Below are 12,211 nucleotides of genomic sequence, written 5' to 3'. Positions count from 1 at the left end.
CTCCGCGCCATGCTGCTCTCGGTCGAACACACCACCACCTACGCCTACGACGGACAGGCGTGGGACTCGTTCAACGAGGTCCGGCTGCAGCCGGCCGACGACTACCGGCAGACGCTGCTGCGCTTCGACGTGGTCGTCGAGCCCGAGGTGTCGGTCCGCACGCACCGGGACTTCTACGACAACACGGTGCACCACTTCCACCTGCCCGGTCGGCATCCGCGCATGCAGGTGCACACGCGCTCGGTCGTGTCGACCTATGCCATCCCGACCCCGCAGCGTGTCCCGGGCGAGTTGCTGCCGGAGCTGCGCCACCGCTTCTTCGAGTACCTGTCGCCGACCGAGCGGGTCCCGCTCAACGACGACTGGATCGGGATCTTCGGCTCGGTCGCGATCCGCGAGGGCGACGACGTGGTCACCTGGATCACCGACCTGACCGCGCACCTGCAACGCCGCCTGAACTACCAGTCCGACTCGACGACCGTCGACACCCCGCTGGCCGATTTCGCCAAGACCCAGACCGGGGTGTGCCAGGACTTCGCGCACGCCATGCTCGCGATCTGTCGCAGCGTGGGGATCCCGGCGCGCTACGTCTCGGGCTACGTCCACGCCAACCCGTCGGGTGACGAGTCGATGATCGGTGCCGAGGGCTCGCACGCCTGGGTCGAGGTCTACCTCCCGGGCAGTGGCTGGATCGGGTTCGACCCGACCAACGGCTGCATCATCAACCAGGCGCACGTCAAGCTGGCGGTGGGCCGGGACTACGACGACGTGCCCCCGGTGCGGGGACTGCGACGTGGTGCCACGACCGAGTCGCTGACCGTCGAGGTGGCCGTGCGCCACGCCGGTCCCGACGACCTCACCGGTGACCCCACCCCCGCCTGACGCGGTGCCCCGTCCGGCGCCGGCGATCACACTGGACGTTGTGAGCGCAGCGAGCAACTCCAATCTGACCGGATCGGGGAGACGCCGCAGTCCCGAGTTCTCGGCGGTCAGACGACGAAATACGTCCGGGTGAGGACGTCGGACAGCATCGCGACGTCGTCGAGCAGGTCGTCGATCCCCGGCTCCTCGTCCTCCAGGATCGTCGCCACGTCGGTGATCCGGCCCATGCAGGCCGACAGCCACCGGGCGTCGCGGGCGAACTGGTCGCCCTGGCCGGGGTTGACCAGTGCCAGCGACCGCCCGATCCGGGCCAGCGTGTCCGTGCAGTAGCGGACCGACCGTGGCAGGTCGTCCGACAGCAGGAGGAAGTCCGCCATGCTGGTCGCGTCCGGCGCCTGGTGGTGGGTGCGGCGGAAGGTCTCGTAGGCACCGAGCGACTTGAGCAGCGCCATCGCCCGGTGGGCCTCGAGCCCGGCGGCCTCGGCCGCCCCACGGCCCGCCAGCCGGAACCGCAGCTGCAGGGTCCGCAGCGTGTTGTCGGTCCGCTCGACGAGCGCTCCGGCACGCAGGAAGTACCACCCCTGGTCGCGGACGAGGGTGGCGTCGGCGATGCCCGCGAAGAGCTGTCCGGCGTCCCTGGCCGCGAGGCAGAAGTCGGCCAACTCGTCCTCGTCGACCGCGGAGCGGGTGCACAGGTCGAGGTAGGTCCGGTTGAGGGCCTCCCACATCTCGGTGGAGATCCGGCCACGAAGGGTGCGGCCGTTCTCCCGCGCCCGGGCCAGCGACGACGCGATCGAGCCCGGGTTGCGGCGATCGGTGGTGAACCACTCGATGACCGCCCCCGCGTCCGCCCGACCGTGGTGTTCCCGGAAGGCGTCCTCGTCGTCGGTCAGGTCGAGCAGTGGCGCCCACTGCTCGGTGACCAGGCCCGCACTGCCGGGCACGAGGGGTGCCTCGGCCATGGCGATGTAGTTCACCACCAGCAGTCGCGCGGTGTTCTCGGACCGCTCGACGTAGCGGCCCATCCAGTAGAGGTTCTCGGCGATGCGGCTCAGCACGGTGGGGCGACCCTCCTCCCTGGCGCGGGCTGCGGCGACGTGGCCATCACTGGTCCACCTCCAGCAGGCGGGGGGCGGGCTCGGCGTCACGCTCGTCGCGTGGCCTGGTCCGGGCCGGCTCGTCGGCGGCGCCGCCCGGTTCGACGTCCCCGTCGTCGGCCAGCACCCAGGTGTCCTTGGAGCCCCCACCGCGTGACGAGTTGACGATCAGCGAGCCACGTTCGAGCGCCACCCGGGTCAGCCCTCCCGGCACGATCGTGATGTCCTCACCGACCAGGGCGAAGGGCCGCAGGTCGACGTGGCAGGGCTCGAACGCACGCGTGTCCGGGTAGAAGGTCGGGTGGCTGGAGAGTTGGATGATCGGCTGTGCGATGTAGTTGTCCGGGTCGGCCGCGACCACCTCCAGGAAGGCGGCGCGCTCCCGCTCGTCGGCCTGTGACCCGATCAGCATCCCGTACCCGCCGGCGCCCCCGACCTCCTTGATGACCAGCCGTTCGGACTCCGACATCATCAGGTCGAGGCCATCGGGGTCGGCGCCCAGGTGGGTCTCGACGTTGGGCAGGATCGGTTCCTCGCCCAGGTAGTAGTCCACCATCGCGGGCACGTGGGCATAGATCGCCTTGTCGTCGGCCACGCCGGTGCCCACGGCGTTGGCCAGCCCGACGCGTCCGGCCCGAACCACCTCCATCAGCCCCCGGACCCCCAGCATCGAGTCCTCACGGAAGGTGTCCGGGTCGAGGAAGGCGTCGTCGACCCGCCGGTAGATCACGTCGACCACCTGGCGTCCGCGGGTCGTGCGCATCCACACCCGGCCCTCGTCGACGAACAGGTCACGCCCCTCCACCAGCTCGATGCCCATCTGCTGGGCGAGGTAGCTGTGCTCGTAGTAGGCGGAGTTGAACTGGCCCGGGGTGAGCAGGACCACGGTGGGGTCGTCGGTGTCGCGGGGGGACAGGCTCGACAGCGTGGCGAGCAGGTCGATCGAGTAGTGGCGGATCGGCCGCACGCCGTGTCGTCGCAGGAGTCCGGGGAAGCTGCGCGCCGTGACGTCGCGATTGACCAGCATGTAGGACACGCCGGACGGGTTGCGCAGGTTGTCCTCCAGGACCCGGAAGGTGCCCTCGTGGTCGCGGATGAGGTCGGTGCCGACGACGTGGGTCCACGCGCCGTGTGGCGGCTCGACGTCGTGCATCAGCGGCCGGTAGTTCGGGTTGTCGAGCACCAGGCGCGCCGGCACGACCCCGTCGCGGAGGATCTCCTGCTCGCCGTACACGTCGCCGAGGAAGGCGTTCAGCGCGGTGACCCGCTGGCGCAGTCCCGCCTCGACGTGGGCCCACTCGTCCGCGGTGATGATCCGGGGGACCGGGTCGAACGGGAACGCGCGCTCGGTGCCACGGTCGTCGTCGTAGACGGTGAACGTGATCCCCTGGTTGCGGAACGCGAGGTCGGTCAGCGCCCGGCGGCGCCCGAACTCGCGGGCCGACATGCCCCCGTAGAAGGCGAACGTGTCGCGGTAGGCATCACGCACCCCGTCGGGGCCGATCGCCTCGTCGAAGCCGGCAGGGGTGTCGTAGGGCTCCAGTCCGTCCTCCACGCCACTCCTGGTCGTCGGCCGCCGACCACCCTACAAGCCACCGGTCGAACCTCGTCGCCACCAGTCACTACGTTGCCCGGGCGAGCCGGTGGCGGGCGCCATGCCCGGGTGGGCCACCTCGCCGTCGACGAGGAGACCTGACGTGAGCTTCTGGCTGGCCTGGCTGACCGCCCTGGGCACCACCGTGGCCTTTGCCACGCTGGTGTGGATCGCGAGCGTCGTGCGTCACGACGTCAGCCTGGTGGATCGGGTCTGGGGGATGTTCTTCGTCGTCCAGGCGTGGACGGTCCACCTGGTCGGACAGCCGTCGGACCGGTCCCTGCTGGTCGCCGTGCTCGTGACGCTGTGGGGCGTGCGGTTGTCGGCCTACCTGACCTGGCGCAACTGGGGTGAGGGCGAGGACCCGCGTTATGTCGACATGCGGGAGCGGTCGTCGGGCAACTTCACCATCGTCAGCCTGGTCCGCGTCTTCTGGCTCCAGGCCGTGCTGGCGACCTTGGTCGGGATGCCCCTGGTGGCGGTCGCCACGCGTTCCGGCGAGCTGGGCTGGCTGGACCTGGTCGCGGTGGTCGTGTGGGCGGTCGGGGTGTTCTTCGAGGCCGTGGGGGACTGGCAGTTGGCCCGGTTCCTGGCCGATGAGTCCAACCGGGGCACGGTGATGGACCGTGGCCTGTGGCGGTACACGCGCCACCCGAACTACTTCGGCGACTCGGTCGTGTGGCTGTCCTTCGGCCTGTTCGCCGTGGCCGCCGGGGCGTGGTGGGCGCTGCCGGGGCCGATCCTGATGTGGCTGTTGATCGTGAAGGTCTCGGGGGTCGCGATGACCGACGATCGCATGGGCTCGTCGGGCAGCAAGCGCGAGGGCTACGACGAGTACGTGGCCCGCACCAACGCCTTCTTCCCGGGCCCCCGGTCGGAGGTGTCGGCGTGAGCGAGTCGACGTCCGAGGAGCCGCTGCGCCTGGACCGGCAGACGTGGGAGGCGCTGGTGGCGCATGCCTTCTCCGACGTGCCCTACGAGGTCTGTGGCCTGCTGGGCATCGACGACGACGGCACCATCCACCACGTGCCGATCACCAACGACCAGCGGTCGATGACCTACTACGCCATGAACCCGCGGGAGTTGCTGCGGGCGATGCGCGACATCGAGGACAACGAGCGCGAGCTGGTCATCTACCACTCCCACACGCACACCGAGGCGTGGCCGTCCGAGACCGACATCCGCCTGGCGGCCTACCCGGAGGCGACCTACGCGATCGTCACCCTCCAGGACCGCGACCGCCCGAACGTGCGCGCGTTCCGGATCCTCGACGGCGAGGTCACCGAGCGTGGGGTCGTCGTCGAGGCGACGACCGCCCCCTGAGACGCCCCTGGGCGAGGGTCCCTCACCCGGGCGACGCGTGGACGGTCGGGACGCTCGGGGTGCACGCCAGGCCGGGAATGTTCGTGGATGGGGGCTCGTTGACCCCAGCGAACGGGCGCGACAGCGACGCCCTCCGATTTCACGACACATCGACCTCGAGCCCCGCGCGGGCGGAAGCGAGCACGACATGGCAACCGTCGACCTCACCAAGAACGACTTCACCTCCACTGTCGAGGACAACGACATCGTCCTCGTCGACTTCTGGGCCGAGTGGTGCGGCCCGTGCAAGGCCTTCGGCCCGATCTACGAACAGGTCTCGGAGCAGCACGAGGACGTGGTGTTCGCCAAGGTGGACACCGACGCGGAGCAGGAGCTCGGCCAGGGCTTCGGCATCCGGTCCATCCCGACCCTGATGGCCTTCCGCGAGGGCATCATGGTGTTCTCGCAGGCCGGCGCGCTGCCCCAGGCGGCCGTCGAGGACCTGCTGGGCCAGATCCGCGCACTGGACATGGACGACGTCCGTGCCCAGATCGCCGAGCACGAGTCCGAGCACGCCTCGGCCTGACGCGCACCCCCACTTCCACGCTGCCCCCGGCTCCGGCCGGGGGCAGCGTCGTCTCCGGGCCGGTTCGACGTCGTGTGCTCAGTCGCGCTGGTAGATCGCGATCTCGTTGCCGCTGGGGTCGTGGAACTGGAACCGCCGACCACCCGGATACGCGAACGGTTCGCGCGGCCCGACCGGTGCGCCGAACGGTCAGCGCGAGGAGGCCGCCGAGCCACCCCCGACGATCATCCCGAGTCCCAGGACGTAGCCGAAGTCGTACCAGCCACCGTTGTTGTGGACCTCGTAGATGCCGACCCCGTCGGAGAACAGGCTGATCACGAACGTGACGGGCGCGATGACCCCCTGCCACAGCCCGAGCCAGAAGCCCGCGACCTCGCCGGTGGCCGAGGCGACGCCGACGTCGGGGTTCGCGCCCGGCGCACAGCCGGCCAGTGCGACCGCGCCCACCAGCAGCGCCAGGGCCATGGTCACGCGGCGTCGGGTCCGGACGGTCACCTCTCGCCCGGTGGCATCTCGTGGGGTCGCATCTCGCATCGTCACACCTCGCATCGTCACACCTCTGGGGTGATCACGCCGCGATGGATGTCGCGGACGGTCTGGAGCGTGTCGGCGTCCTCGACCCGCTTGTCGTCGCGGTAGCGCTTGACCCGAGCGAACCGCAGGGTGACCCCGCCCGGGTACCGGGACGAGGACTGCACGCCGTCGAACGCGATCTCGACGACCAACTCGGGTCGGACGTGCACGACATGGTCGGACCGGGACGTCTCGCGGGCCAGGAAGGCCTCGGTCTGCCATGCGAGCAGCTCGTCGGTCAGGCCCTTGAAGGTCTTGCCCAGCATCACGACCTCGCCGGTGTCGTCGTCCACCGCCCCCAGGTGGAGGTTGGACAGCCACCCCCGCCGGCGTCCGGATCCCCATTCCGCCGCCAGCACGACCAGGTCGAGGGTGTGCGCGACCTTGACCTTCACCCACGAGGCGCCACGCCTGCCGGCCTCCCACGGTGCGTCCAGGGACTTGACGACGACCCCTTCGTGCCCAGCGGCGAGCGCAGCCCGGAGGTGGTCGGTGCCGACCTCGGGGTCGTCGGTCTCCACACCATCGGCCAGGTGGTCCGGCGCGACCCGGGCCAGGGCTTCGCGGCGGGTCGTGAGCGGCTCGTCGAGCAGGTCGGTGCCGTCGAGGTGCAGCAGGTCGAAGAAGACCGGGCGCAGGTGGGTGTCGCCGGACATGGTGTCCTGGAAGGCCCGGGGTCGACCGTCGTCGTCCAGCGCGAGTGCCTCGCCGTCCAGCACCACGGTGTCGGCGGCCAGGCCCCGGGCGGCCTCGACCACGCGCGGGAGGTCGCCGGTGACGTCGCGGAGGCTGCGGGTGAAGACCGCGACGTCGTCGCCGGTCCGGTGGACCTGGATGCGCATCCCGTCGAACTTGGTGTCGACGCGGGCGGGGCCGGTGCGGGCCAGGGCGGCCGCCAGGTCTGGCTCCGAGCTCGCCAGCATGGGCAGGACGGGCCGACCGACCTCCAGGCCGATCGCGGCCAGCGCCTCGGCGCCGTCCTCCATCGCCACGACGGCTGCCGCCGTGAGGTCACCGCTCAGCATGGCGGCCCGGCGCACCACGGGCTCGTCCACCGCCGCGGCGCGTGCCACGGCGGCCAGGACCACGCCCTCCAGCGCACCCTGGCGCACCTCCTGGAGCACCAGGCCACGAAGCAGCGACTGCTCGTCGGTGGTTGCCCGACCCCACAGGTCCTCGAGCACCCGCGAGCGGCGGGCGACCGAGCCCGGCCCGCTGGTCGTCGCGAGCGTGGCGAAGGCGTCGTCCACGTCCGCCACGGACAGGGTCGGCTCGCCGGCCGGTGCGACCTCGAGGTCACGCAGGCTGGCCCATCCGACGCCCATGCGGCCCTGCCGTGGTGCGCCGGTCAGCATCGCCGTCCCGGCGGCGCGCTCCTCGTCGTCGAGGGCCGCCAGGGTCTCGGCGAGCCGTGCCACCTTGGCCAGGCGGGATCGCGTGCTCGCGACGTCCGCCCAGGTCCGGGCCACCTCCACGAACAACATGCGCAACCTCCCGTGACGAGCCCTCAGCCTAGGGCTGCGAGGGGGCGGGTCGTGTCCGCAACTCCTCGCGTCGCCCGGACCGGTGTGCAAGGATGGGTTGCACCTCCCCGTCCCGACCAAGGAGTGCTGTCATGGCGACTGCCACCACTGACACCCACACCTCCTCCAGCTCGACCGTCCGCACCTTCGGGTTGCTGGTGACGATCGCGGGCATCGTCCTGGCCGTGGCCGGGATCGCGACCTGGTTCGTCGTCCAGGGCCAGCTCGCCGACGAACAGATCGTGGTCGCCGACGACGCGGCCATGTTCGCGGGTGAGCCGGTCGACGGACCGCTGACCGCCTACGCGCAGGCCGGCGTCATCAACGTGCACGCGCTGGAGTCCACCGACGGGCTGACCTACGCCCAGCTGGAGCGCGACGACCCGGCCCGCGACACCGTCATGACCGCGTCCTTCCTGCGCGCGTCGCTGTTCACCTCCGTGGTGTCGTTCGGGATCGCCGCCATGGCCGTGGGGCTCGGCGTCGTGTTCGTCCTGATCGGACTTGCCCTGGTTCGCCTGGCGGGGGATCGACGCGCGGTCGTGTGACGGCCGTCCGGCGCGACGGGGACGTCCCGCCGGCGGGGGGTCGAAGGTCCTTCTGGATGGGGCCGCTCTCGTCGGTGCGCGCGGTCGTCACGGTCCACGCTGGGGGCATCCGGGAACACCCCGGTGCCCCCACTGCAAGGATCGTGACATGTCCGCAACCACCGACACCACCGTGGCCACGACCACCGTGGCCGACTCGACCACCTCCTCGACCGTCCGCCTGCTGGGAATCCTCGTGGGCATCGCCGGCATCGTCCTGGCGATCGGCGGTGCCGTCACCTGGTTCACCGTGCAGGGGCAGCTGGCCAACGAGAACATCACGGTCTCCGAGGACGCCGCCATGTTCGGTGGCGCGACCGTCGACGGCCCGCTGACCGCCTACGCCCAGGCCGACATCATCAACCAGCACGCGCTCGAGTCCACCGAGGGCCAGACCTACGCCGAGCTGGACCGCGAGGACCCGCTGCGTGACGTCGCCATGAACGCCTCGTTCCTGCGGGCCTCCCTGTTCACGTCGGTCGTGTCCTTCGGCGTGGCCGCCATGGCCATGGCCCTGGGTGTCATCTTCGTGCTGGTGGGCTGGGCGCTGGTGCGGCTGGCCACACCGACGCCGGCCGCACCGCGGGCCGGCTGACGACCGGCACCCGACCCCACGACGTGCCGGGTGGCTGCTGCCGCCCGGCACCACCCGTCCCCCGGGAGGCACACCATGGACCGCATCGTCGTCGGCATCGACGGATCACCCCACGCTGCGCGGGCCGTGCGGTGGGCCCGTGACGAGGCCCGGGCACACGGGGCCATCCTGCAGGTCGTGATGGCGTGGCACTGGGGCGACCAGCGCCACGTCGATCCCGACGCCCCGTTCGACCCGACCTACGACCAGGAGGCCGCCCGCGAGACGCTGGAGGCCTTCGTGGCCCAGGCGCTGGGCGACGACCTCGACGGGGTCGAGGCCGTCGCCGTGCTGGACCTCCCGGCCCGCGCGTTGCTGGAGCAGGCCGAGGACGCGGACCTGGTGGTCGTCGGCAGCCGCGGTCGGGGTGGCTTCGCCGGCCTGATGCTCGGCTCGGTCAGCCAGCAGGTCATGACACACGCCCCCTGCCCGACGGTGGTCGTCCCGGATCGCTGACGGCACCATCGGCCGTCCTGCCCCGGCCGACCGTGACGGAACAGCGCGAACTGTGGCACCGATCCGTCACGCTGCGGGGGTCGGTCGTCGCGGCCATACTGGTCCCGGTGGGCGCGGTCGCGTCCGTTGCCGGTCGCGAAGGATCGCACATGACCACGCTCGTCCTGCTCCGACATGGCCAGTCCACCTGGAACCTCGAGAACCTGTTCACCGGCTGGGTCGACGTCGACCTGACCGAGCAGGGACGCGACGAGGCCCGCCGGGGCGGGGAACTGCTGGTGGAGGAGGGCGTGCTGCCCACCGTGTGCCACACGTCGCTGCTGGTGCGGGCCATCCGGACGTCGTGGCTCGCCCTGGACGCGTGCGATCGGACCTGGGTGCCGGTGCGTCGGTCCTGGCGGTTGAACGAGCGTCACTACGGCGGGCTGCAGGGCCTGGACAAGGCCCAGACGACCGCGAAGCACGGTGCCGAGCAGGTCCACGTGTGGCGACGGAGCTACGACGTCCCGCCGCCGCCGATCGAGCCCGGCTCGGAGTTCGACCCGGCTGGGGACCCGCGGTACGCGTCGCTGTCGCCGGACGTCGTGCCGGCGACGGAGTGCCTGGCCGACGTCGTGGCCCGGATGATGCCGTACTGGTACGACGCGATCGTGCCGGACCTGCGGGCAGGCGAGACCGTGCTGGTCGCGGCGCACGGCAACAGCCTGCGGGCGCTGGTGATGCACCTCGAGGGAATCAGCACCGACGACATCCCGGACCTCAACATCCCGACCGGGGTGCCACGGGTGTACGACCTCGACGACGACCTGCGGGTGAACTCGGCCGCCTACCTGGGCGACCCCGACGAGGTCGCTGCCGCGGCGGCCGCGGTCGCCGCCCAGGCCGCGGCACCGGGCTGACCCACGCCGGACATGCCACGGCCCGACTCCCCGTGCGTGCGGGAGTCGGGCCGTGGTGCATGGTGCGCCGCCAGGGACTCGAACCCCGAACCTGCCGGTTAAGAGCCGGATGCTCTACCAATTGAGCTAGCGGCGCGGACGACCGGACACGGTACCCCGTCGGATCACGGGCGCCCGCTGCGGTCGTGCACGCCCGTTCGCCGGTGCGACGAGGGGCGTGGTGGGGTGGCTGAGGGGACTTGAACCCCCGGCCTTCTGGATCACAACCAGACGCTCTAACCAAGCTGAGCTACAGCCACCGTGCGAGCCCGGGACGACCGTCCCGGACGCGACCAGCGAGGCTACCGCACCGGCTCGTGGGCAGCCAAAGAGGGCCGGGCCCGGCCATGGCGCCGGGGTGCGGTCGCCGCTGGGCCGGGCTAGTCCACGACTGCGATCTCCAGTCGGCCCTCGTCGTTGTCGCCACGCAGGACCTTCTTGTCGAACTTGCCCACCGACGTCTTGGGGATCTCGTCGACGAAGGTCCAGCGCTCGGGCAGCCACCACGACGCGACGCGTCCCTCCAGGAAGGCGACGAGTTCCGCGGGGCTCACCTCCTCGCCGTCGGCGACCACGACGCAGGCCAGGGGACGCTCGTCCCACTTCTCGTCCGGCACGCCGATGACCGCGGCCTCGACCACCTTGTCGTGGGCCATGATCTCGTTCTCGAGGTCGACCGAGCTGATCCACTCGCCGCCGGACTTGATGACGTCCTTCGCCCGGTCTTTGATCACCAGGTAGCCGCCCGGCTCGATCACGCCGACGTCGCCGGTGCGCAGCCAGCCGTCGTGGAACTTGTCGTCGGTGTCCTCGTCGAGCCCGTGGTAGCCGGCCGTGATCCACGACCCGCGGACCTCGACCTCACCCTGGGCGTCGCCGTCCCACGCAAGCTCCTCGCCGTCCTCGCCGATGATGCGCATCTCCACACCGGGGACGATGCGGCCGGCCTTGGCCCGGTACTCGGCTCCCTCGTGCCAGTCCATCGAGGGACTCGGTGGCAGGCCCACGGTGCCCAGGGGCGACATCTCGGTCATGCCCCAGCCCTGCACGACGTCGATGTCGTAGCGCTCGTGGAAGGCGTCGATCAGCGAGCGCGGCACGGCCGAGCCCCCGATGACGCACGCCGTGATGGTCGACAGGTCGATGTCGACCGCCTGGCCGTACTGCAACAGTCCGTTGAAGACGGTCGGGACGGCGGCGGCGAAGGTCGGTCGCTCGGCGGCGATGAACGCGGCGAGCGGCTCGGGCTGCAGGAACCGGTCCGGCTGCAGGACGTCCATGCCCATGATCCACGACAGGTAGATCAGCCCCCAGGCGTTGGCGTGGAACTGGGGCACGATCATCAGCAATCGATCGCCGGTCCCGACGCCCAGCCCACCGGTGCTGGCCCCGAACGTGTGGGTCCACTGGGACCGGTGCGAGTAGACGACGCCCTTGGGGTTGCCGGTGGTGCCGGAGGTGTAGCACATGGTGCAGGGGTCGGACTCGGCGACGTCGGGCCAGTCGGCCTCGGGCGAGGCGTCCGCGATCAGCTCCTCGTAGCGCAGGACGTCCCGACCCAGCGCCGAGGCGTCGCCGTCACCGACCACCACGATGTGGTCGACGACCTCGAGCGTGTCCTTGACCCGGGCCAGCAGGGGCACCAGCGAGTCGTCGACGATGATGACCTTGTCACCGCCGTCGCGGATGACGTAGTCGAGCTGGTCGGGGAACAGCCGGATGTTGAGGGTGTGCAGGACCGCACCCATGCACGGCACGCCCAGGTAGGCCTCCGCGTGCTGCTGGTTGTTCCAGGCGAACGTGGCGACCACGTCGCCCTGCTCGACACCCAGGTCGGCCAGGGCGTTGGTCAGCCGGATCGCGCGCTCGGCGGTCTCGGCGAAGGTGCGACGGGTCGCCGACTCGCCGTGCCAGGTCACCACCTCGTGCTCGGCGTGCACCCTGGCGCCGTGCCAGAACATGTTCTGCACGGTCAGCTGGAAGTCGTCCATCATGGTGGAGGTGACGGTCATGGTGGTCCTCGTCGCGATCGGTCGGGA

The 12,211-nt window shown here is 70.9% G+C and carries 13 protein-coding genes and 2 tRNA genes; 8 read left to right on the top strand and 7 right to left on the bottom strand.

Features of this window, described 5'->3' with window-relative positions:
- Window positions 1-9: 9 nt before the first annotated feature.
- Window positions 10-882, top strand: coding sequence for a transglutaminase family protein (locus KR546_RS09900; RefSeq protein WP_238444544.1), 873 nt, complete (start codon window positions 10-12; stop codon window positions 880-882).
- A gap of 107 nt (window positions 883-989) precedes the next feature.
- Here the strand turns inward: KR546_RS09900 and KR546_RS09895 are convergent, their stop codons facing one another.
- Window positions 990-1,940: an alpha-E domain-containing protein gene (locus KR546_RS09895; RefSeq protein WP_238444543.1), complete on the bottom strand. Its 951-nt coding sequence runs from the start codon at window positions 1,938-1,940 to the stop codon at window positions 990-992.
- A 46-nt stretch (window positions 1,941-1,986) separates the two neighbouring features.
- Window positions 1,987-3,534: a circularly permuted type 2 ATP-grasp protein gene (locus KR546_RS09890; RefSeq protein ID WP_238444542.1), complete on the bottom strand. Its 1,548-nt coding sequence runs from the start codon at window positions 3,532-3,534 to the stop codon at window positions 1,987-1,989.
- 142 nt (window positions 3,535-3,676) lie between these two features.
- On the opposite strand from KR546_RS09890, the gene KR546_RS09885 reads away from it, so the two are divergent.
- The 3 genes from KR546_RS09885 (at window position 3,677) to trxA (ending at window position 5,461) form a co-directional block, all read left to right on the top strand.
- A complete protein-coding gene (locus KR546_RS09885) occupies window positions 3,677-4,465 on the top strand; it encodes a DUF1295 domain-containing protein (RefSeq protein WP_238444541.1) in 789 nt (262 codons plus the stop codon).
- Window positions 4,462-4,896 (top strand): M67 family metallopeptidase, encoded by a 435-nt coding sequence (locus KR546_RS09880; RefSeq protein ID WP_238444540.1) that lies wholly within the window; start codon window positions 4,462-4,464, stop codon window positions 4,894-4,896. The genes KR546_RS09885 and KR546_RS09880 overlap by 4 nt, the downstream gene beginning before the upstream one ends.
- Before the next feature lie 187 nt (window positions 4,897-5,083).
- Window positions 5,084-5,461 (top strand): thioredoxin, encoded by a 378-nt coding sequence (gene trxA, locus KR546_RS09875; RefSeq protein WP_238444539.1) that lies wholly within the window; start codon window positions 5,084-5,086, stop codon window positions 5,459-5,461.
- Window positions 5,462-5,650: 189 nt separating this feature from the next.
- Here trxA and KR546_RS09870 read toward each other — a convergent pair whose 3' ends face one another.
- Both KR546_RS09870 and KR546_RS09865 read right to left on the bottom strand, forming a co-directional pair.
- Window positions 5,651-5,995 (bottom strand): hypothetical protein, encoded by a 345-nt coding sequence (locus KR546_RS09870; protein ID WP_238444538.1) that lies wholly within the window; start codon window positions 5,993-5,995, stop codon window positions 5,651-5,653.
- A gap of 17 nt (window positions 5,996-6,012) precedes the next feature.
- Complete coding sequence (locus tag KR546_RS09865) at window positions 6,013-7,518, bottom strand: ATP-dependent DNA ligase (RefSeq protein WP_238444537.1); 1,506 nt, start codon at window positions 7,516-7,518, stop codon at window positions 6,013-6,015.
- Window positions 7,519-7,649: 131 nt separating this feature from the next.
- Between KR546_RS09865 and KR546_RS09860 the strand changes: the two genes are divergently transcribed.
- The 4 genes from KR546_RS09860 to KR546_RS09845 all read left to right on the top strand — a co-directional run bounded on the left by KR546_RS09860 (window position 7,650) and on the right by KR546_RS09845 (window position 10,133).
- Window positions 7,650-8,105: an aromatic ring-opening dioxygenase LigA gene (locus KR546_RS09860; RefSeq protein WP_238444536.1), complete on the top strand. Its 456-nt coding sequence runs from the start codon at window positions 7,650-7,652 to the stop codon at window positions 8,103-8,105.
- 148 nt (window positions 8,106-8,253) lie between these two features.
- Window positions 8,254-8,739, top strand: a complete 486-nt coding sequence (locus tag KR546_RS09855) for an aromatic ring-opening dioxygenase LigA (protein WP_238444535.1) — start codon at window positions 8,254-8,256, stop codon at window positions 8,737-8,739.
- Between the two features lie 75 nt (window positions 8,740-8,814).
- Entirely contained in the window at window positions 8,815-9,234 is a 420-nt protein-coding gene (locus tag KR546_RS09850; protein ID WP_238444534.1) for a universal stress protein, read from the top strand.
- A gap of 149 nt (window positions 9,235-9,383) precedes the next feature.
- Window positions 9,384-10,133 (top strand): phosphoglyceromutase, encoded by a 750-nt coding sequence (locus KR546_RS09845; protein ID WP_238444533.1) that lies wholly within the window; start codon window positions 9,384-9,386, stop codon window positions 10,131-10,133.
- 60 nt (window positions 10,134-10,193) lie between these two features.
- Here the strand turns inward: KR546_RS09845 and KR546_RS09840 are convergent.
- From KR546_RS09840 to KR546_RS09830, 3 genes are all read right to left on the bottom strand, one after another.
- Window positions 10,194-10,269, bottom strand: a tRNA-Lys gene (locus tag KR546_RS09840).
- Between the two features lie 85 nt (window positions 10,270-10,354).
- A tRNA-His gene (locus KR546_RS09835) sits at window positions 10,355-10,432 on the bottom strand.
- 120 nt (window positions 10,433-10,552) lie between these two features.
- Window positions 10,553-12,184, bottom strand: a complete 1,632-nt coding sequence (locus KR546_RS09830; protein ID WP_238444532.1) for a long-chain fatty acid--CoA ligase — start codon at window positions 12,182-12,184, stop codon at window positions 10,553-10,555.
- Between the last annotated feature and the right edge of the window lie 27 nt (window positions 12,185-12,211).

The sequence above is a fragment of the Salsipaludibacter albus genome, assembly GCF_019798055.1.
GTDB lineage: Bacteria > Actinomycetota > Nitriliruptoria > Nitriliruptorales > Nitriliruptoraceae > Salsipaludibacter > Salsipaludibacter albus.
The sequence above is the reverse complement of the archived record's forward strand: the minus strand, read 5'-3'. Positions and strand labels throughout refer to the sequence as shown.

Bases quoted from the DNA above. Each gene is read 5' to 3' on its own strand.
- KR546_RS09850 (WP_238444534.1), top strand. From the start codon at position 8,815: ATGGACCGCATCGTCGTCGGCATCGACGGATCACCCCACGCTGCGCGG.
- KR546_RS09900 (WP_238444544.1), top strand. From the start codon at position 10: ATGCTGCTCTCGGTCGAACACACCACCACCTACGCCTACGACGGACAG.
- trxA (WP_238444539.1), top strand. From the start codon at position 5,084: ATGGCAACCGTCGACCTCACCAAGAACGACTTCACCTCCACTGTCGAG.
- KR546_RS09845 (WP_238444533.1), top strand. From the start codon at position 9,384: ATGACCACGCTCGTCCTGCTCCGACATGGCCAGTCCACCTGGAACCTC.
- KR546_RS09870 (WP_238444538.1), bottom strand. From the start codon at position 5,995: ATGCGAGATGCGACCCCACGAGATGCCACCGGGCGAGAGGTGACCGTC.
- KR546_RS09855 (WP_238444535.1), top strand. From the start codon at position 8,254: ATGTCCGCAACCACCGACACCACCGTGGCCACGACCACCGTGGCCGAC.
- KR546_RS09830 (WP_238444532.1), bottom strand. From the start codon at position 12,184: ATGACCGTCACCTCCACCATGATGGACGACTTCCAGCTGACCGTGCAG.
- KR546_RS09865 (WP_238444537.1), bottom strand. From the start codon at position 7,518: ATGTTGTTCGTGGAGGTGGCCCGGACCTGGGCGGACGTCGCGAGCACG.
- KR546_RS09860 (WP_238444536.1), top strand. From the start codon at position 7,650: ATGGCGACTGCCACCACTGACACCCACACCTCCTCCAGCTCGACCGTC.